Origin of the sequence: Amycolatopsis sp. BJA-103, from assembly GCF_002849735.1 — a bacterium.
GTDB lineage: Bacteria > Actinomycetota > Actinomycetes > Mycobacteriales > Pseudonocardiaceae > Amycolatopsis.
Genome location: NZ_CP017780.1, coordinates 2,438,897 through 2,456,908 on the forward strand (window position 1 = coordinate 2,438,897; position 18,012 = coordinate 2,456,908).

The 18,012-nt window shown below is 68.9% G+C and carries 18 protein-coding genes; 11 read left to right on the plus strand and 7 right to left on the minus strand.

Annotated features, from left to right (window positions below):
• Positions 1–24: 24 nt before the first annotated feature.
• The gene (locus tag BKN51_RS10145) at positions 25–840 is read right to left on the minus strand and encodes a MerR family transcriptional regulator (RefSeq protein WP_101607396.1); all 816 of its coding nucleotides are present in this window, start codon (positions 838–840) and stop codon (positions 25–27) included.
• A 137-nt stretch (positions 841–977) separates the two neighbouring features.
• Positions 978–1,202, minus strand: coding sequence for a hypothetical protein (locus tag BKN51_RS10150; RefSeq protein WP_233224150.1), 225 nt, complete (start codon positions 1,200–1,202; stop codon positions 978–980).
• A gap of 136 nt (positions 1,203–1,338) precedes the next feature.
• Here BKN51_RS10150 and BKN51_RS10155 point away from each other — a divergent pair, with 136 nt between their 5' ends.
• From BKN51_RS10155 to gcl, 4 genes are all read left to right on the plus strand, one after another.
• Entirely contained in the window at positions 1,339–1,983 is a 645-nt protein-coding gene (locus BKN51_RS10155) for a GNAT family N-acetyltransferase (RefSeq protein ID WP_101607397.1), read from the plus strand.
• 651 nt (positions 1,984–2,634) lie between these two features.
• Complete coding sequence (locus tag BKN51_RS10160) at positions 2,635–3,462, plus strand: hydroxypyruvate isomerase family protein (RefSeq protein ID WP_101607398.1); 828 nt, start codon at positions 2,635–2,637, stop codon at positions 3,460–3,462.
• Complete coding sequence (locus BKN51_RS10165) at positions 3,459–4,346, plus strand: 2-hydroxy-3-oxopropionate reductase (protein WP_101607399.1); 888 nt, start codon at positions 3,459–3,461, stop codon at positions 4,344–4,346. Before BKN51_RS10160 ends, BKN51_RS10165 begins: the two co-directional genes overlap by 4 nt.
• A gap of 3 nt (positions 4,347–4,349) precedes the next feature.
• On the plus strand, positions 4,350–6,044 hold the full coding sequence (gene gcl / locus BKN51_RS10170) for a glyoxylate carboligase (RefSeq protein ID WP_101607400.1): 1,695 nt from the start codon (positions 4,350–4,352) through the stop codon (positions 6,042–6,044).
• 49 nt (positions 6,045–6,093) lie between these two features.
• On the opposite strand, the gene BKN51_RS10175 is transcribed toward gcl, so the two are convergent.
• Together BKN51_RS10175 and BKN51_RS10180 are read right to left on the minus strand one after the other, a co-directional pair.
• Entirely contained in the window at positions 6,094–6,522 is a 429-nt protein-coding gene (locus tag BKN51_RS10175; protein WP_101607401.1) for a pyridoxamine 5'-phosphate oxidase, read from the minus strand.
• Positions 6,523–6,651: 129 nt separating this feature from the next.
• The gene (locus tag BKN51_RS10180; protein ID WP_101607402.1) at positions 6,652–7,845 is read right to left on the minus strand and encodes a lytic transglycosylase domain-containing protein; all 1,194 of its coding nucleotides are present in this window, start codon (positions 7,843–7,845) and stop codon (positions 6,652–6,654) included.
• A 251-nt stretch (positions 7,846–8,096) separates the two neighbouring features.
• Here BKN51_RS10180 and BKN51_RS10185 point away from each other — a divergent pair, with 251 nt between their 5' ends.
• The 3 genes from BKN51_RS10185 to BKN51_RS10195 all read left to right on the plus strand — a co-directional run bounded on the left by BKN51_RS10185 (position 8,097) and on the right by BKN51_RS10195 (position 12,425).
• A complete protein-coding gene (locus tag BKN51_RS10185) occupies positions 8,097–8,660 on the plus strand; it encodes an ArsR/SmtB family transcription factor (RefSeq protein WP_101607403.1) in 564 nt (187 codons plus the stop codon).
• Between the two features lie 112 nt (positions 8,661–8,772).
• Entirely contained in the window at positions 8,773–11,094 is a 2,322-nt protein-coding gene (locus tag BKN51_RS10190; protein WP_101607404.1) for a penicillin acylase family protein, read from the plus strand.
• On the plus strand, positions 11,091–12,425 hold the full coding sequence (locus tag BKN51_RS10195) for an alpha/beta hydrolase family protein (protein ID WP_101607405.1): 1,335 nt from the start codon (positions 11,091–11,093) through the stop codon (positions 12,423–12,425). Before BKN51_RS10190 ends, BKN51_RS10195 begins: the two co-directional genes overlap by 4 nt.
• 107 nt (positions 12,426–12,532) lie before the next feature.
• Here BKN51_RS10195 and BKN51_RS10200 read toward each other — a convergent pair whose 3' ends face one another.
• Complete coding sequence (locus BKN51_RS10200) at positions 12,533–13,333, minus strand: carbon-nitrogen hydrolase family protein (RefSeq protein ID WP_101607406.1); 801 nt, start codon at positions 13,331–13,333, stop codon at positions 12,533–12,535.
• 103 nt (positions 13,334–13,436) lie between these two features.
• Here BKN51_RS10200 and BKN51_RS10205 point away from each other — a divergent pair, with 103 nt between their 5' ends.
• Positions 13,437–14,096 carry a GntR family transcriptional regulator gene (locus BKN51_RS10205; protein WP_174720405.1) on the plus strand — a complete coding sequence of 220 codons (660 nt, stop codon included), beginning with the start codon at positions 13,437–13,439 and terminating at the stop codon, positions 14,094–14,096.
• On the opposite strand, the gene BKN51_RS10210 is transcribed toward BKN51_RS10205, so the two are convergent.
• Positions 14,084–15,244 carry an agmatine deiminase family protein gene (locus tag BKN51_RS10210; RefSeq protein ID WP_101607407.1) on the minus strand — a complete coding sequence of 387 codons (1,161 nt, stop codon included), beginning with the start codon at positions 15,242–15,244 and terminating at the stop codon, positions 14,084–14,086. The two genes, BKN51_RS10205 and BKN51_RS10210, sit on opposite strands and share 13 nt — an antisense overlap.
• Positions 15,245–15,330: 86 nt before the next feature.
• Here BKN51_RS10210 and BKN51_RS10215 point away from each other — a divergent pair, with 86 nt between their 5' ends.
• On the plus strand, positions 15,331–15,897 hold the full coding sequence (locus BKN51_RS10215; protein ID WP_101607408.1) for a TetR/AcrR family transcriptional regulator: 567 nt from the start codon (positions 15,331–15,333) through the stop codon (positions 15,895–15,897).
• Complete coding sequence (locus tag BKN51_RS10220; RefSeq protein ID WP_101607409.1) at positions 15,898–16,215, plus strand: sporulation protein; 318 nt, start codon at positions 15,898–15,900, stop codon at positions 16,213–16,215. It begins immediately after the preceding gene.
• Positions 16,216–16,218: 3 nt separating this feature from the next.
• Here BKN51_RS10220 and BKN51_RS10225 read toward each other — a convergent pair whose 3' ends face one another.
• Positions 16,219–16,881, minus strand: a complete 663-nt coding sequence (locus BKN51_RS10225) for a TetR/AcrR family transcriptional regulator (RefSeq protein ID WP_101607410.1) — start codon at positions 16,879–16,881, stop codon at positions 16,219–16,221.
• A 36-nt stretch (positions 16,882–16,917) separates the two neighbouring features.
• On the opposite strand from BKN51_RS10225, the gene ligD reads away from it, so the two are divergent.
• Complete coding sequence (gene ligD, locus BKN51_RS10230; protein ID WP_174720406.1) at positions 16,918–17,853, plus strand: non-homologous end-joining DNA ligase; 936 nt, start codon at positions 16,918–16,920, stop codon at positions 17,851–17,853.
• The last annotated feature ends 159 nt before the right edge of the window (positions 17,854–18,012 follow it).

Sequence of the window (18,012 nt, forward strand, 5' to 3'; positions counted from 1 at the left end):
TTACCACTCACGAGCCGGATGCGGTCAGGCCGTGACGATCGGCTGCTGCAGTTCGGTGACCCACTTGTCCCCGTCGGCCGGGCACTCGAGGTAGTACTCCCGGGCCGGGCCGCTCGCGCGGTACCCGTGCGCGTCGACCCACTTCGCCAGCGCCTGGTAGCTGGAGAGCACGGTCTCCATCGAGCCTCGGTGCAGGATCGTCGCGGCGGACGGCACTTCGGCGAGGCTCACCGTCGAAAACCCTTCGGTGCCGTCGGTTTCGGCCGAGATCGGGACGGCGGCGTGGATCAGGACCCGTTCGCCGTCGGCGTCGTCCTCGTAGTAGGCGATGAGCGGTCCCGACGGCGTGATCGGGCCGAGCGCCCCGAAGAGGTCCTTGTACAGCCCCTGCACGACCGGCCCGATCTCTTCGTTCACGTAACCGCTCGCCGTTCCGGTCAGCTCGGCGACCCGGACCGTGGGCAGGCTTTTGACTACGACGTCTTCGGAAGGCATGGTTCCCTCGCTTTCGATCGAACGGAGTCTCGCTTCGACGGCCTTGAGCCGCGCCTCGTCGGCGGCGATGGCCGCCTCGAGTTCGGCCCGTCGCAGCCGCAGCATCCCGCGCAGCTCGTCCGCGCCGATCTCGGCGTCGAGGATCTCCTGCACCTGCGTGAGGGTGAAGCCGAGATCCTTGAGCGCGATCACCCGGTTGAGTCGGGCCAGCTGGTCGCCGGAATAGGACCGGTAACCGCTGAACGGGTCGACATGGGCGGGCCGCAGCAGTCCGATGGCGTCGTAGTGACGCAGCATCCGGACCGACACCCGGCCGTGTTTGGCGAAATCTCCGATACTGAACATGGCGGCTCCCAGCGGACAGCCTGACACGGTGTCACAGTCAAGCGGTCACCGCACGAGACGGAAGAACGACCGCACCTCCTCGGTGAAGACGTCCGGCTGCTCGAAGGCCGCGAAGTGGCCGCCTCGCTTCAGTTCGTTCAGCCGGCGGGCACGGCGATCGTGTCCACAGTGGAATCGGAGAACCGGCTCGACACCTCGGCGAAGCCTTCCCAGTACAGCCGTGCGGACGAGGCGCCGGTGCCGGTCAGACAGTAGAGCGTGATGTCGTCGAGTATCGCGTCCCGGCTCAGGGCGTTCTCCGGATGGCCGTCGCAATCCGTCCACGCCTGGAACTTCTCGACGATCCACGCGCACAGCGCCACCGGCGAGTCGGCCAGCGAAGGCGGACTCCGGGACCTGGGTCCGGAAAGGCGTGGTGTCCATACGGCCGACGGTAGCGAGGGGGTCCGACGGAAAAGCGCGTGCGCCCGGCCGCCCGGTCCGCCTACCGTCGCGAGAGTGACTCACACGTACCCCCCGCTGAACCTCGAGGTGCGGACGCCGCGGCTGACCTTGGCCGGTGCGACGGACGAGTTGCTGGAGCGGCTGGTCCCGGTCGTCCGCGCCGGCGTCGCCGATGTCGCGCCGTGGCCGTTCGACGATCCGATATCGCTGTACGCGGACAGTCCCGACCGTGAATGGCGGTGGCTGCGCGGTATCTGGGCCGGACGTGCGCGGGTCGACCCGAGCTTCTGGCGGCTGTACTTCGTGGTGCTGCAAGACGGCGAACCGATCGGAATGCAGGATTTGATCGGGTCCGACTTCGCCAAATTCGGGACGGTCTCGACCTTCTCGTGGCTGGCGCCAGGACGGCGCGGGCGTGGAATCGGGGCGGAGATGCGAGCGGCGGTCCTGCATCTGGCCTTCGCAGGGTTGGGCGCACAGGAAGCGACGAGCGACGCGTTCACCGACAACAACGCCTCCAACCGGGTTTCCCGCGCGCTGGGCTACGAGCCGAACGGCACGAGCTGGGACACCCGCCGCGGCGAGGTCGCGCAGATCCAGTGCTGGCGGCTGACCCCGGACGTCTGGGAACGAGCCCGGCGCGACGACATCGAACTGGCCAATGTTCGGGAGTGTCTTCCCGCGCTCGGTCTCGCCTGACCACGCCTGGACTTCCGGGCGACTTTGAGCAGTGGCAGCACGTGTGTCCACTGTGGAACTGCGGCTCGACTGAAACCTGATCGCCAGGTGCGAGGAGGCGGCAGTCCTCGCGTCGTCTGCCCGATTGGCGTAGCGCCAGTCCGCTCGACGGGACGTTGCGAACGGCGCTTTCGCGACGCTGTCGTCTGGCGGATCCGTGCTGGGTCGAGGGGGTCGTGAGTGGCGATTCGGGTTAAAACCGAGGGTGTTTTGGTTACCCACCGGCTTCTGCCCGCGGTCGTTCACGGGGCCGGGCCGTGAAGGGCCCCTTGCCTACCTTGACCGTAGTGATGGAGGCCTTCACTACCTTCGTGATCGCCACGACCGCCACTTTCGCCCTACCGGCACCAACAGCCACAGCGGCCGCGCGTGAAGGCCCCCTTCCTTGCGCTAGACGCAAGGAAGGGGGCCTTCACGTACTTCAAGTGACCAGCCCGACCGACCTCTCACCGCCGCCCCTCGACGCTCGCGCTCCGCCCAGCGGAGCCGACGCCCGAGCCGCGCCCGTCTTCCCCCTTAGCCGGTATACCGCCCGTTGACCGATGGCAGGTCAGCGAGCTATTCTCGATATGCGAAAGAAAGTTTCCGCAGAGCGAAATTGCTGAGGTTTCGATGGTTGATCTTGCCGGTTCGCGTCATGCCTTGCCCTATGTGCTGAACCTGTCGCTGGTCTTCACCGAGTTGCCGCTGCTCGACCGTGCGGAGGCGGCGCGGGCGGCGGGCTTCACCGCTGTCGAGTACTGGTGGCCGTTCGAGACGCCGGTGCCGGACGCCGCCGAGGCCGACGCGTTCGTGGCGTCGGTCGAGCGGGCCGGTGTCGCGGTGACCGGGCTGAACTTCTTCCCCGGCGACATGGCGGGCGGTGATCGCGGTCTGGTCACCTGGCCCGGGCGCGAGGACGAGTTCGCCGCCGGTATCGCCTCCGCGATCGAGCTCGGCGAGCGGCTCGGCTGCCGCCGGTTCAACGCGCTCTACGGCAACCGGATCGACGGCGCGGACCCGGCGGAGCAGGACAAACTGGGGTTGTCGAATCTGGCGCTCGCGTCGGACGCGGCCGCGCGGATCGACGCGGAGATCGTCCTGGAACCGTTGTCGGGGGCGGAGAAGTATCCGCTCAAGACCGCGGACGACGTGCTCAAGGTGCTCGACGAACTCGGGCGGGACAACGTGAAGCTGCTGGCCGACCTGTACCACCTGGCGGTCAACGGTGACGACCTCGACACGGCCACGACCGTCCACACCGGACGGATCGGCCATGTGCAGATCGCCGATGCCCCAGGGCGCCACCAGCCGGGGACCGGAACGCTGGACATCGAGGGATACCTGGAAAAGCTGCAGACGGCGGGCTACCGCGGGCAGGTCGGCGTGGAGTACAAACCCGACGGGCCGAGCGCGGAGTCGCTGTCGTGGCTGCCTTTCGAACGAAGGGGACTGGCATGACCAAGCTGGGATTCATCGGCCTGGGGATCATGGGCGGGCCAATGGCGGGACATCTCGTCGCCGCGGGCCACGAGGTGAGCGGCTTCGACACGAACGCGGACGCGCTCGTGAGGCTGGAAGCCGCGGGCGGCCGGGCGGCGAACGGGATCACGGACGCCGTCGCGGGCACGGAGGTCGTGATCACCATGCTGCCCAACCATCCGCAGGTCGAGGCCGTCGTGCTGGCGGCGGGCGGGGTGCTGGAATCGGCGAAACCGGGGACCCTGCTGATCGACATGAGCACGATCCGGCCGGAGACCTCCATCGAGGTGGCCGAGCGGGCCGGTGAACGGGAGATCCGCGTGCTGGACGCGCCCGTTTCGGGTGGTCAGGCCGGCGCCGAGCAGGCCTCACTGTCCATTATGGCCGGTGGTGACGACGCCGATTTCGCGGCCGCGCTCCCGATCCTGGAGGCCGTCGGCAAGACGATCGTCCACGTGGGGCCGCACGGTGCGGGCCAGGTCGTCAAGGCCGCGAACCAGCTGGTGGTCGGCGGGACCTACGGACTGATCGCCGAAGCGATCGTGCTGCTCGAAGCGTCCGGCGTGGACGCCGGTGTCGGGCTGGACGTCCTCGCGGGCGGCCTGGCGGGCAGCCGGATCCTCGAACTCAAGCGGAAGTCCATGGTGGCGCGCGAATTCGCGCCGGGTTTCCGGATCGACCTGCACCACAAGGACATGGGCATCGCGCTCGCCGCCGCCAGGCAGGCCGACGTCGCGCTGCCGATCACCGGGCTGGTCGCCCAGCTCGTCGCCGCCGGACGGGCGATGGGACACGGCTCGCTCGATCACTCCGCCCTGCTGAAGGTCGTCGAAGCGCTGTCCGGCGCGGAAAGCAAGGAGTGAGGAATGCCCAGAATCCCCGCCATGCAGGCCGTCGTCGACGTCCTGCTCAGTGAAGGCGTCGACACCGCTTTCGGCTGTCCCGGTGCCGCGATCCTCCCGCTGTACCACGCGATGCAGGGCAGCGGCATCGAGCACTTGATCGTGCGCCACGAAGAAGGCGCGACCCACATGGCCGACGGGTGGGCCAGGACCACCGGCAACGTCGGCGTCGCGATCGGCACCTCCGGGCCCGCCGGGACGAACATGATCACCGGGCTCTACACCGCGCAGGCCGATTCGATCCCGATCATCTGCATCACCGGGCAGGCCGACTCGCGGAAGCTGCACACCGAGGCGTTCCAGGCCGTCGACATCGTCGAGATCGCCAAGCCGGTGACGAAATGGGCGGTGCAGGTCAAGGAAGCCGCGCAACTGCCCTGGGTGTTCCGGGAAGCGTTCCGGATCGCGCGGTCCGGCCGCCCGGGCCCGGTGCTCATCGACCTGCCGATCGACGTCCAGCGGCAGGAGATCGAGTGGGACTCCAGCATCGACTCGCCGCTGCCGGTCATCGTCGCGACGCCGTCACCCGCCCGGGTCGAGCGGGCGCTCGACCTGCTGCTGGCCGCCGAACGGCCGCTGATCCTCGCGGGCGGCGGCGTGGTGCTCGGCGGCGCGAGCGACCGGCTGCGGACCGCGGCCGAACTGCTCGGCGTCCCGGTCGGCGTCACGCTGATGGGCAAGGGGACCTTCCCCGAGGATCACGAACTGTTCGCCGGCATGGCCGGGATCCAGACGTCGCAGCGGTGGGCGAACGCGGCCTTCCTCGAAGCGGATCTGGTGCTGGCGCTCGGCGCGCGGTTCGGCGACCGGCACACCGGTGACCTCGACGTCTACCGCGGCAGCCGGAAGTTCATCCACGTCGACATCGAGCCGACGCAGCTGGGCAAGGTGTTCGGACCCGACCTCGGGATCGTGTCGGACACGGGCGCCTTCCTGGACGCGCTGATCGAGGCGGCGTCGAAGCGTTCTCCGGCACGGGATCACGCTTGGCCGCGGCGGATCGGTGAGCTGAAGGAGAGCCTGCCCCGGCGGGAAGACTTCGAGGACACGCCGATCAAGGCGCCGCGGGTGTTCAAGGAGATCAACGAGTTCTATGGCGAGGACGCGTACTTCGTCACCGCGATCGGGCTCTACCAGATCTGGTCCGGGCAGTTCCAGCGTGCGCACAAGCCGCGCCACTACCAGGTGTGCGGCCAGGCGGGCCCGCTCGGCTGGGAGATCCCGGCCGCGATCGGTGTCAAGAAGGCGAAGCCGGAGGCCGAAGTCGTCGGCGTCGTCGGGGACTACTCGTTCCAGTTCCTGGTGGAGGAGTTGGCGGTGGCCGCGCAGTACGACGTCGGATTCGTGCTGATCATGCTCAACAACGAGTACCTGGGGCTCATCCGGCAGGCCGAGACCGGCTACGAGATGAACTTCGAGGTCGACATCCACTACGACAAGAACGGCACGGACAACGTGAAGGTCATGGAGGCCTACGGCTGCGCCGGGACCCGCGTGACCGAGCCTGGCGAGATCCGGGCGTCGCTGGAATGGGCGCGCAAGGAGGCCGAGCGGACGTCGCGGCCGGTGCTGGTGGAGATCATGATCGAACGCGAAGGGAACGCCGCGATGGGCAAGGCGCTCGACAGCGTCGTCGAGTTCGAGCCCATCGCGGGCTGATGAAGGGTCCCGGTCGTCTCCCCAGTGGCGGCCGGGACCCCTTCAGGCGTCAGGCCTTGGACTGGTCGTTGCTCAGCCACTTCTCCGGACGGACCCGCACCAGCACGGAGTTGTCGCTGAGCGAGCCGTCGACGTACGCCGTTCCCTCGGCCTCCGGCAGGTAGCGGTGCGCGATCTTCAACGCCTGCTCGCGGGTCGGCGGCACGTCGTTGGCGATGACCGGACCCTCGGCCGTGACGTACTTGTAGGGGAAGGTCTCGGTCTGCGCGACCAGGCTGAGCCTGCCCGCTTTCTTGATCGCCTTGTCCTTGACCGAACCGCCGTCCATCCAGATCAGGAGCTCGCCGCCGGGCTCGTAGTCGTACCAGACCGGTACGGCCAGCGGGGCCCGTCCTTCCCGCTCGACGGCCAAGACCCCGATGTGAACCTCGCTCAGGAAGGTTTCCCGTTCTTCGGCGGTCATGACGAAAGACGACATCCGTGTCTCGCTTCTCTCGGTTTATGAGCTACGAGAAGCGGTAACGCGGGGCGGCTTCAGGACATTCCGGACGTTCCAACCTCGTGAGTGGTACGGGCGGTTCTAACCGTCCGTACCACTCACGAGTCGTTACGGCGTGGGGGAGGCGGAGCTGGTCGGCGTCGCCTCACCGGTGTTCCCGGCCGGAGTCGAAGACGGCGGCGGGGTCGTCGTGGTGCTGGACGGCGGCGGCGTCGAGGACGGAGGCGTGCTCGAAGGCGGTGTCGACGAAGGCGGTGTCGACGAGGGCGGCGTGCTTGTCGGCTTCGTCGGCGAAGAGCTGCTCGGCGGCGGTGTGCTGCTGCTCGGCGGGAACGACGAGCCGGGCAGCGGGTTCGGCGGCGGCGTGGTCGTGCCGGGCGGGGGAGTGCCGGGCAGGGTGGGCACCGGGACCTGCCCGCCGGGCGTGCCCGCGGCGACGTCCGAGGAGTCCGGGGCGCCGACGGGGACCTGGCTGTCGGGGAACGTCGCGACGCCGCCGCGGTAGGAGACCGCCCACCGGATCACGGTGTCCACATAGGACAGCGAGTGGTTGTAGCGGTACACGGCCACGCGCTGGGTCTGCTCCGACGTCAGGTCGACACCACCCGAGCAGAGGTAGCGGCCCGAGCCGAGCGTCGCGTCGTAGATGTTGTTCGGGTTCGACTCGCCGTCGCCGTTGCCGTCGGAGGCGTAGCCCTTCCAGGTGGAGGGGATGAACTGCGTGGGGCCGACGGCGCGGTCCCAGACCGTGTCGCCGTCGAATTTGCCGCCGTCGGTGTCCGGGATGGCCGCGAACGGGCCGGCGCCGTTGAGCTGCGGGCCGAGGATCGGTTCGAGGGTGTTGCCCTTGGCGTCGACGTAGCCGCCGCGCGCGTGGTTGGACTCGATCCGGCCGATACTCGCGATCAGCGCCCAGTCGATGTGACAGCCGGGCAGTTCCTTCGCGAGGATGTCGGCCGCGTTCTTGTAGGCCTTCATCATGCTCGCCGGGATACCGAGCGCGCCCGACGGCGCGAACGAGCCACCGACGTTGCCGGTGCCGCCGGGGACGATCAGCGGATCGGGATTGGGGGGCTCGGGGAGGCTTCCGTCGACGGCGATCTCCGGGACCGTGCCCACCGGCGGCTGCCAGGCCGCGGCCTGGTTCTGCGGCGCGGCCGGCTTCGGTGCGGCGATCGGCGTGTCGGGACCCGCCGACGCGGTGACCGCGGGCAGGACGGCGAGCGCGCCACCGGCGAGCGCGAAGGCCGTCCGGTGCCGGGCGGACAGCCTGTCCGTCTGTCGAGGGCGGTGCTTCGGCATGTTTTCTCCCGCTAGGTCGACTCCGGGCAAAACTATCCGATACAACCGAATTTCGGGGAGGACGCAACGAAAAACCTGTGAACCTGCCGGGTTTTCGTCCGCCCGGCACAAGACCTTCGTAGTGAAGTTGTCAATTTCACGCTGAGTTCACCGAAACGTCAGCAGAATCCTCGGGCACTTCGAGAACGTGGTCTGAACCGCGTGCAAAGAAGTCTTTGCACAATCTCCTTTGCACGCGGTACCTTGGTGCCATGACCGGTCCGCCGCCGCCCGAAGAGATCACCGACGCCGCCGTGCTGAAGGCGGTGATGCACCCGTTGCGCAGGCGGATCATGGAGGCGCTGGGCCGTGGGCCCGCGACGGCGACGAAGCTGGCCAAGGAACTGGGGGAGAGTTCGGGCGCGACCAGCTATCACCTGCGAGAACTGGCGAAGTACGACTTCATCGACGAGGCGCCGGAGCTCGCGCACGGCAAGGAACGCTGGTGGCGCGCCCGGCAGCGCGACATCCGCTGGCCCCGGCACAGCGAGCAGAGCGAAGAGATGCGCGCGGTGTTCGACGAGGCGCAGCGTGCCGCCTTCACCGAGGACCTCGAGCAGATGGCGCGGTTCATCGAACGCCGGGGTGAACTGGGCGAATGGGGTGACGCGCTGGTCTTCTCCCGGGGCGCGGTCCACGTGAACATCGAGGAGCTGAAGCAGTTCTGGGAGGAGTACCTGGACTTGTTGCGCCGCTACTGGCGGCCGGAACCCGGCCCGGACGCGCGAAAGGTGTACGTGCGCTGGACGGCGTTCCCGGATCCGGACGAAGAGTAAGGAGGGGGAGCTGAAACACCGGTGGGAGAGCGGCCACTCGACCACCGGTATCGCGTCACCACGCCGGACGGCGTGTCTTCACGAACGACTCCACACACAAAGGGGGAGCAGCATGCTGCTCTGGAAACGGATCGCGGCCGCAGGCGCCGCGATGAGCCTGCTCGCGGCGGGGACCGCGACGGCCGCGCAACCGCCGGACGGGGTATCCCGGGCGGACGCCACCATCCGCTACACCGAATACGGCATCCCGCACATCGTCGCGAACGACTACGTGAACCTGGGCTTCGGGCAGGGGTACGCCGCCGCCAAGGACAACATCTGCGCGATCGCGGACGTCGCGGTCACGACGCGGGCCGAGCGATCCCGCTGGCTGGGCCCGGACGCGCCGCCGACGAGCGGGGTGAGCCAGGCGAGCACGAACCTCGCCAGTGATCTGTATTTCCAAGGCCTCAACGAAAGCGGCGCCGTCGAGCGGTTGCTGGGCGAGCCCGCGCCGCGCGGGCCGTACCGCGAGGTCCGCGAACTGATCCGCGGTTACGTCGAGGGCGTCAACAAGTACCTGCGCACCGGGGAGATCACCGACCCGGCCTGCCGGGGCGCCGGCTGGCTGAAGCCGATCACCGAACTCGACGTCCACCGGCACAGCCACGCGATCGGGATGATCTTCGGGCAGGGCGGGGTCGCGGATTCGATCACCGCGTCGCTGCCGGGAGCCCCGCCCGCGGGCACGGGTCGTGAGCGGATGACCGGGGAGACCGGGATCGGCAGCAACGCCATCGCGATCGGTTCGGCCGCTTCGGCGAACGGACGAGGTGTCTCGCTGGCCAACCCGCATCTGCCGTGGCAGGCGAGCGGGACCAGGCTGTGGCAGTCGCAGTTGAGCCTGCCGGGCAAGCTCAACGTCAGCGGCGCCGGTATCCCCGGTATCCCGCTGATGTGGCTGGGGCACAACGAAACCGCGGCCTGGAGTGGCACGGCCACCGACACGACCCGCACGTACACGCTGTTCGAGTTGAAGCTCGTGCCCGGCTCGCCGACGACGTACCTGGTCGACGGGAAGCCCGAGCGGATGCGGCGCAACGACGTGAGTGTCCTGTCGCGCAAGGCGGACGGCACCCTGGAGCGCGTCGTGCGTCCACAGTGGACGACCAGATACGGTCCGGTGACCACCCGGCTCGGGCAACGGGAACTGCCGTGGACGGCATCGAGCGCCTACGCGATCGCGGACGCCAACGCCGGGAACCTCGGGATGACGAACTCCATGTTCGAGATCGCCCGAGGCCGGACGGCGGGGGAGATGATCGACTCGGTTCGCAGGACGCAAGGGCTGCCTTGGATGAACATCCTCGCCACCGACGATCGCGGCCGCGTCGAATACAGCCAGATCCACGGCGTTCCGCACGTCACCGACGAGAAGGCGGCGCGCTGCAACACTCCGCTGGGCAAGGAACTCTTCGACGCCGACGGGATCGCGGTACTCGACGGCTCCAGGACGGCCTGCGCTTGGGGTCGCGACCGTGACGCGCTGCGGCCCGGAGTCTTCGGTCCGTCCAGTCTTCCGGGCCTGAGCAGGGACGACTACCTGGCGAACTCGAACGACAGCTACTGGCTGTTCAACCCGGCCGCGCCCAAGACCGGCTTCCCCCGGATCGTGGGCCCGGTCCGCACCGAGCAGAACCTGCGGACCCGGGGCGGCTTCGTCGAGATCGCCGATCAGCTGAAGAAGAGCGGCTTCACCGGGCAGGCCATGCGGGACCTGATGTTCTCGCATCGCGACCACGCGGCCGAACTCGTGCGGGCCGACGTCGTCACGATGTGCGCCGCGATGCCGGGAATGGACGCCGCGTGCGCCGCGCTGGCGGGCTGGGACGGGCGTTCCGACGCCGGGAGCCGGGGCGCGCTGCTGTTCGACCGCTTCTGGTCCCGAGCGGACCGGATGGGGCCCGCCGTCTGGAAGGTGCCGTTCGACGTCAAGGATCCCGTCCACACCCCGAACACTCTCGACACCGGGAACGCGGCGATCCGCAAGGCGCTCACCGACGCCGTCGCCGAGCTGACGGCGGCGAAGATCCCGCTCGACGCGCCCTACGGTGACCATCACCATGTCGAGCGCGACGGCAAGAAGATCCCGCTCGGCGGCGGGGCGGCCGGGCGCGGGGTCTACAACTCCTTGGGCGGGCCCTGGGATCCGGCTCGCGGCTACACCGAGATCGTGCACGGCGGGACGTATCTGCACGTCGTGGCGTTCACCGGGACCGGCTGCCCGGACACGACGACGTTGCTGACCTATTCGCAGTCCGCGAACCCGGAATCCGCGCACCACAGCGACCAGACGGAGCTGTACGCGCGCAAGCACTGGGTCACCGAACGGTACTGCGAGAAGGACATCCTCGCGTCGCCGTCGCTCGAGGTGGTCCGGGTGAGCAGGCGATGATCGCCGCGCTGCTCGCGGCCGTCATGGCGGTGTCGTCGCCCGCACCCGTCGCCGCTCCGGCCGGCGACGTCTCGTTCACCAGCCACGGCGTGACCTTGCGCGGAACGGTGGTCGCGCCGGAAGGGGGCGGCCCGGCGCCGGGCATCGTCATGGTGCACGGCTCGGGCGAACACGACCGGGACGACTACCGCGCCGAGGCCGAAGCCTTCGCCAAGGCGGGGATCGCGACGCTGATCTACGACAAGCGGACCGAAGGCTATTCCCTGTTCGAGCGGGACTACTCGGTACTGGCCGACGACGCGCTGGCCGCGGTCCAGGCGCTGCGCTCGCGCCCTGGCGTGGATCCGGCCCGCGTCGGGGTCTGGGGCTTGAGCGAAGGAGGCTGGGTCGCGCCGTTGGCGGCGTCGAAGTCGAAGGACGTCGCTTTCGCGATCACCGTCGGCGCCAACGGGGTCTCGCCCGACCGCCAGCAGTCCTGGGCCCTCGAGACCTACCTGCGGCACGGCGGGGTCGAGGGCTCGATGGTGGACATGGTGGCGTCGACGAACATGCGGACCCTCGCGGGCGCCGGTGTGTTCCCCGAGGCCGGGTACGACCCGGTACCGGTGCTGGAGAAGGTGCGGCAGCCTGTTCTCGGGCTGTGGGGTGAGCTGGACCGGCTCACCCCGCCCGGCGAGGCCGTCCGGATCTTCCGGGAAACACTGGAACGGGCCGGGAACCGGCAGTACACGCTGAAGGTGTTTCCCCAGGCCCAGCACGGGCTCCGGCGGACCACCGACGGCTTCGACAAGCTCGACGGTTTCGCTCCCGGCTACCTCGATCTCGTCGGGACGTGGGTGAACGGACTCGACGACGGGCCCGTCCGGTCGTCCTCGGATCCGCCGCCCGGGCAGGCGAGTCAGAGCGTCGCCCTGGCACCACTCTCGTGGTACGAGGCGCCGTGGCTGCAGATCGCCGTCTGGGCGTTGGCATTGCTGGCGTTCGCCGCCTACCCGGTGACGGCGTTGTTCCGGCGCCGCAAGGAAGTGCCGCTCGCGCGGCCCGCGCGCTGGCTGGCGTCGACCGGTCTGCTCGCCACGGCGGGATTCCTCGGCTACTACATCGTCCTGACGACGGGTGCGGCGATGGCACCGGGTCCAGTCCTTTTCGGACGGACGCTGCCGTGGCTCGCGCTGCAACTGCTCGCGGTGGGCGTCGTCATCGCCGGCGTGGTGACGGCGGTTTCGTGGTGGCGGCGGAAGGACCGCGGGGGAGTCCGCGTCGGGCTGCTGCTGGCGGGAGCCGCCCTGTTCGTGCCGTGGGCCGTCCATTGGGGACTGCTGGTGCCGTGACGGAAGAGCCTGGGTGCCGGGCGGCCACCCGGCACCCAGGCGAACGGAAGCCGCGTCACCACGCCGAGGGCGTGTCTTCACGAACGGACCTCCGGGTCAGAAGATACTCAGGACTTCGGGGTGACGGCGAATCGGCGCAGGTGCAGGGCCGGGTTCTTGGCGCGCACCTCGGAGATCCGCTCGGCGGAGACCTCGCCGGTCGCGGTTCCCGTCCGCTCGCCGAGCGAGGCGACGACGACGCCCATCGGATCGACGATCATGCTGTGCCCCGATCCGGTCGGTGCCGCCTGCCCCGCCGCGACGAGGTAGATCGTGTTCTCGATCGCCCGCGCCCGGACCAGCGTGGTCCAGTGGTCCTCCTTGAGCGGGCCGGGCATCCACTCGGCGGGCAGCAGGACCGCGTCCGCGCCCGCGTCGACCAGACGGCGGGTGACTTCCGGGAATCGCAGGTCGTAGCAGGTCTGGAGACCGAAGACGATCCCGTCGACCTCGAACGTCTCCGGCGCTTCGATATCGCCGGGCCGGACCAGTTCCGATTCGCGGAAACCGAAGGCGTCGTAGAGGTGCAGCTTGCGGTAGAGCGCGGCGATCGCCCCGTCGGGACCGGCCGCGACCAGCGTGTTCGAGATCCGCTCGCCGCCGGGGAGCGCTTCGTTGACGCCCGCGACGACGGTGATCTGCCGGTCCTTCGCGAGACCACGCAGTTCGGTGACGAACGGGCCGTCGAGTTCTTCGGCCGAGGTCACGAATTCCCGGCTCATCGTCGGTACGGTGAACAGCGAGTACTCGGGCAGCACGACCACCCGCGCACCGCGGTCGGCCGCTTCGCCGACGAGGGAGGCGACGCGGGCGAGGTTGGCTTCCTTGTCGTTGCCGGGCGCGAACTGCGCCACCGCGACGTGCACCATGGGACCCCTTCCGATAGGTGGAAGTCTTGTATACATGATGGATACTTGGCTGGTCCAGGTGTAGGCTCAGTCGCGGAAAGTAACGGCATAGAGGGGGAACGAGATGACTGTGACCGCCGAAGGAGGCGGCCCGGCGCGCGAGCGGGTCTACACGTGGCTGCGCGACGGAATCATCTCGGGCGAGCTCGAAGGCGGCCGCTTTCTCGACGAAATGTGGGTTTCCGGCGTCGTCGGCGTGTCCAGGACGCCGGTTCGCGAAGCGTTCCACCGCCTGGCCGCCGAAAGGTTCATCAGCCTCTTGCCGCGCAAGGGCGCCCAGGTGCGCACGGTCACTTCCCGGGAACTGGAAGAGGTCTACCAGAGCAGGCGGCTGATCGAAGGTCACGCCATCGCGACGCTCTGCGCGAACCGGGCCGGTGCTCCCGCCGAACTGCCGGAACTCATCGAAGGGATGGTGCGCTCGGGTGCCGAACGCGACTGGTTCGCCGTTTCGGGATTCGACCGCCGGTTCCATCGCGCCATCGTGAACGCCGCGGGCAACACCGTCCTGACCGAGTTGTACGACACGCTCCGTTCACGCCAGCAACGGGTCACGGTCCGTGCGCTGGAGGCCCGCCCGGAACGGCTGATGGTGATCAACTCCGAACACCGGGAACTGGTCGCCGCCCTGAACGACCATGACGTGAAAGAGGCGTCACGGTTGCTGGAGCAGCATTTGCGCCCGGTGTCCGAAGTGATGTCGGTGCTGCCTCAGGAAGGCTGACCCGGCTGGTCGTGCGTCGAGCAGTGGATCCCGCCGCCGCCCGAGGCGATGGTCGAGATCTTCACCGGCACGATCTCGCGGCCGGGGAACTGCTCGCGCAGGATCTCCTGTGCACGCTCGTCCGCCGCGGCGTCGCCGAACTTCGGCACGAAGACGGACTTGTTCGCGACGTAGAAGTTGGCGTACGAGATCACGCTGTCCTCGCCGTAGCCTTCGACCTTGTCCGGATCCGGCTGGACGAGGTCGATCACCTTGAAGGGTTTGCCGTCGGCGTCGGTGGCGCCCGCCAGCACCGACCTCGCCTGATCGGCCGCGCGGGACCACGAGTCCGGCGGGGTGCCGGGCGCGGCCTTGTCGAGCAGCACGACACCGGGCGCGGTGAACCGGGCCAGGCAGTCGACGTGGGCGTCGGTGATGTCCTCGCCGCGGACGCCCGCGAACCAGATGACCTTCCGGACGCCGAGCACCTTCTTCAGCTCGTCTTCGATCTCCTGGCGGCTCTTGCCCTTGTTGCGGTTGTCGTTGACCAGTGAGCTTTCGGTGACCATCAGCGTCCCGGCGCCGTCGGTCTCGAACGAACCGCCTTCCGCGGTGATCCAGGTTTCGGTGCGGGCCAGTCCGTACTTGCCCAGCACCGACCGCGCGACGGCGTTGTCCTTGTCGTGTGGCTTCTGCTTGTCGCCCCAGCCGTTGAAGTTGAAGTCGACGCCCGCGACCTTGCCCGCCTCTTCCACGAACACGGGGACGGTGTCGCGCGCCCACAGGTCGTCGACCGGGATCGGGACGACCTCGACCGTGTCGCCGCACGCCTGCTGGGCGGCGTCCGCGTGCTCGGGCCGGGCGAGGAGCGCCACCGGTTCGTAGCCGGCGATCGCCTTGGCCAGGCCGGCGATCTCCTCGCGGACGGCGGGCAGGTCTTCCGCCCAAATGGACTTCGACGCGGGCCAGGACATGAAGGTGCGCGCGTGGCTTTCCCATTCGGCACCCAGTTTGCGGGCGGCCGCGGCGGCGGGCTCCGGAGACCCGGTCGTCGGAGCGGGCGCGGGCGCCGAGGGGCTCGACGAGCACGCCGAGCTCCCGACCGAGACGGCGCCGATCGCTGTCAGGGCACGCAGGACCGTGCGGCGGGGCAGGGACGAATCGAACACTGTGCACTCCTTGGCTGAACCGGTGACGACACGATAGCATCCTGACTGAAAATTCAGTCAGGACTAAACCGCTAGGGTGAACCCCCGTGTTCGAACGTCAGCAGAAGATCTTGGAAGCGGCCGTGCGGGTGATCGCGCGCAGCGGTGTGCGGGGCCTGCGGGTCGAGAAGATCGCGGCCGAGGCCGGGATCTCGACGTCGTTGATCTACTACCACTTCACCAATCGTGCGGGGCTGCTCCGGAAGACCCTGGAGTTCGTCAGCGACCGCGCCGCGGGGTACACGGAGGAGGCCGCGGCCGGGGCCGCCGATTCCCGTACCGAGCTGGAACTCATGCTGTTCGGGGAACTCCAGGACACGCAGGCGGTGCGGGAGAACAGCACCGCCTGGGGCGAACTACGCGCCAGCGCGGTCTTCACCCCCGAGCTGCGCGAACCGCTGGCGGAGTCGACTCGGGTCTGGGTGGCCGAGGTCGCCGAGGTGATCCGGCGCGTCCACGACGCCGGGGCCGAGGCCGAGAACGCCGCCGAACGGCTCACCAGCCTGGTCGAAGGACTCAGCGAGCGGTGGCTTTCTGGTTCGATGGACCTGGACAGGGCGCGGGAGCTCCTGCGTGGCGCGATCACACTGGAACTGGACAGGGTGGGGGCCTGAATGGGACTCGAGAAGGTCGTCGGCACCATGCGTGACAACCTGACCGTCCGGCGTGTCTACGGCGAGCCGGTCGAGAAGGACGGCGTCGTGGTGATCCCGGCGGCGAGCATCATCGGCGGCGGAGGCGGCGGGCACGGCACCGAACAGGGCAAAGAGGGCGAGGGCGGCGGTTTCATGCTGGCCGCGCGCCCTGTCGGCGCCTACGTGCTCAAGGGCGGCGACGTCCGCTGGGTGCCCGCGGTGGACCTGACCTTCCTCGGCACGGTCTTCGCCGTCATGGTCGCGACGATCCACAAGGCCAGGCGGCGGAAGGGCTGACGCTCAAGCCCCGGCGGTGATGCCGGTGAGGATGAGGTCGATCCCGGTGAGGAACTGCTCGCGGTCGTCGTGCTCGCGCACCTGATCGGCGATGGACTTCATGAACGGGAACCGGTCGGAATCGAGGTTCTCCCACGCGCTCGCCGCGGCGTGGAGGAATTCGGCCCGGTCCACTTCCACCAGGACGCGGGCGTTCGCGGCGTTCTGCCCGGCGGCGCCGAAGATGTAGTGCATCAGCGCCGAGGTCGCCGTGAACCAGGTGGCTTCGGGTACGCCCAAAGCGCTGACCCGTTGTCCGAGGGTTTCGAAGATTCGCGGCGTCACCGACCCCCAAGGGCTGCGGGAAAACTGGACGGCGAGCTGCGGGGAAAGCCACGGGTGCCGGACGATCGCGTCGAACAGGCCGAGCGCGATGGCGCGGATCTCGTCCTGGGGCGAGCCCGCGGGCTCCGTGGCCAGCGCACCCGCGATGACCGACGTGGTGGCGGCGTTGAGCAGCTCGCCCTTGTTCGGCACATGCCAGTAGATCGCCCCGGCGCCGGTGGAGAGGCGCTCGGTCAGCGTCTTGAAGGTCAGCCCGCTTTCGCCGTCCGCGTCGAGCAGCGCGATGGCCGCCTCGACGATGCGTTCGCGGGACAGTGCCTCCGCGCGGGTCCGTTGCGCCATGCCGCCATCCTGGCAGGTTCGGGTTAGTTTGCCTGCATGGCGAAAAGCTCGGCGGTGGAGATCGAGGTCGGCGACCGGACCGTGCGCGTCTCGAACCCGGATCGCGTCTACTTCCCGGCGCGGGGTGAGACCAAGCTGGACCTCGTCCGGTACTACCTCGCGGTCGGCGACGGGATCGTGCGGGCACTGCGGGAGCGGCCGTGCATGCTGCACCGGTTCCCGTCCGGCGTCTCGGGGGAGAAGGTCCACCAGAAGCGCGTTCCGAACGGTGCCCCGGACTGGCTGCAGACCGTCCGCGTCGACTTCCCCTCCGGCAGGCACGCCCACGAACTGTGCGTCACGCATCCCGCCGACGTGATCTGGGCGGTGCAGATGTCGACCGTCGAGTTCCACCCCTGGAACTCCCGCCGCGCCGACACCGAACGCCCCGACGAGTGGCGGATCGATCTCGACCCGATGCCCGACTGCCCGTTCTCCACCGTGCGAAAGGTCGCCCACACCGTCCACGAGATCCTGGACGAACTCGGCATCGTCGGCTGGCCGAAGACGTCCGGCGGCGCCGGCCTGCACGTCTACGTCCGGATCGAACCCCGCTGGGGCTTCCAGGAGGTCCGCCGGGCGGCGCTCGCCTTCGCGCGCGAGGTCGAGCGCCGGATGCCCGACGAGGTCACCACCACCTGGTGGCGCAAGGACCGCGATCCCGCGAAGCTGTTCGTCGACTACAACCAGAACGCCCGGGATCACACGATCGCGAGTGCCTACTCGGTCCGCGGCGTGCCCGAAGCCGTCGTTTCGACCCCGATCACCTGGGACGAGATCGACGACGTCGAGCCGCGCGAGTGCACCATCGCCACCGTGCCCGCGCGCTTCGCCGAACTCGGCGACCTGCACGCGGGCATCGACGACACGGCGTACTCCCTGGACACCCTGCTCGAGTGGGCCGACCGCGACGGCCTCGACACCGACGGCTAGCGCCGGTTCGCAACCAGAGGACCAATTGCGGAGATGTTTCGCGGCTGACGGCTGCGCCTCCCTGCCCCCTCCCACACGCGTGACATGAAAGTCCCGTTACTTGCAAAATTTGCAAGTAACGGGACTTTCATGTCACGCGCTATGCCACTAAACGCGGGG

What these genes read in the sequence shown, in the direction of transcription:
- BKN51_RS10145 (WP_101607396.1), bottom strand. Translation starts at nt 840, where the DNA reads ATGTTCAGTATCGGAGATTTCGCCAAACACGGCCGGGTGTCGGTCCGG.
- BKN51_RS10160 (WP_101607398.1), top strand. Translation starts at nt 2,635, where the DNA reads ATGGTTGATCTTGCCGGTTCGCGTCATGCCTTGCCCTATGTGCTGAAC.
- BKN51_RS10165 (WP_101607399.1), top strand. Translation starts at nt 3,459, where the DNA reads ATGACCAAGCTGGGATTCATCGGCCTGGGGATCATGGGCGGGCCAATG.
- gcl (WP_101607400.1), top strand. Translation starts at nt 4,350, where the DNA reads ATGCCCAGAATCCCCGCCATGCAGGCCGTCGTCGACGTCCTGCTCAGT.
- BKN51_RS10175 (WP_101607401.1), bottom strand. Translation starts at nt 6,522, where the DNA reads ATGTCGTCTTTCGTCATGACCGCCGAAGAACGGGAAACCTTCCTGAGC.
- BKN51_RS10180 (WP_101607402.1), bottom strand. Translation starts at nt 7,845, where the DNA reads ATGCCGAAGCACCGCCCTCGACAGACGGACAGGCTGTCCGCCCGGCAC.
- BKN51_RS10185 (WP_101607403.1), top strand. Translation starts at nt 8,097, where the DNA reads ATGACCGGTCCGCCGCCGCCCGAAGAGATCACCGACGCCGCCGTGCTG.
- BKN51_RS10190 (WP_101607404.1), top strand. Translation starts at nt 8,773, where the DNA reads ATGCTGCTCTGGAAACGGATCGCGGCCGCAGGCGCCGCGATGAGCCTG.
- BKN51_RS10195 (WP_101607405.1), top strand. Translation starts at nt 11,091, where the DNA reads ATGATCGCCGCGCTGCTCGCGGCCGTCATGGCGGTGTCGTCGCCCGCA.
- BKN51_RS10200 (WP_101607406.1), bottom strand. Translation starts at nt 13,333, where the DNA reads ATGGTGCACGTCGCGGTGGCGCAGTTCGCGCCCGGCAACGACAAGGAA.
- BKN51_RS10205 (WP_174720405.1), top strand. Translation starts at nt 13,437, where the DNA reads ATGACTGTGACCGCCGAAGGAGGCGGCCCGGCGCGCGAGCGGGTCTAC.
- BKN51_RS10220 (WP_101607409.1), top strand. Translation starts at nt 15,898, where the DNA reads ATGGGACTCGAGAAGGTCGTCGGCACCATGCGTGACAACCTGACCGTC.
- BKN51_RS10225 (WP_101607410.1), bottom strand. Translation starts at nt 16,881, where the DNA reads ATGGCGCAACGGACCCGCGCGGAGGCACTGTCCCGCGAACGCATCGTC.
- ligD (WP_174720406.1), top strand. Translation starts at nt 16,918, where the DNA reads ATGGCGAAAAGCTCGGCGGTGGAGATCGAGGTCGGCGACCGGACCGTG.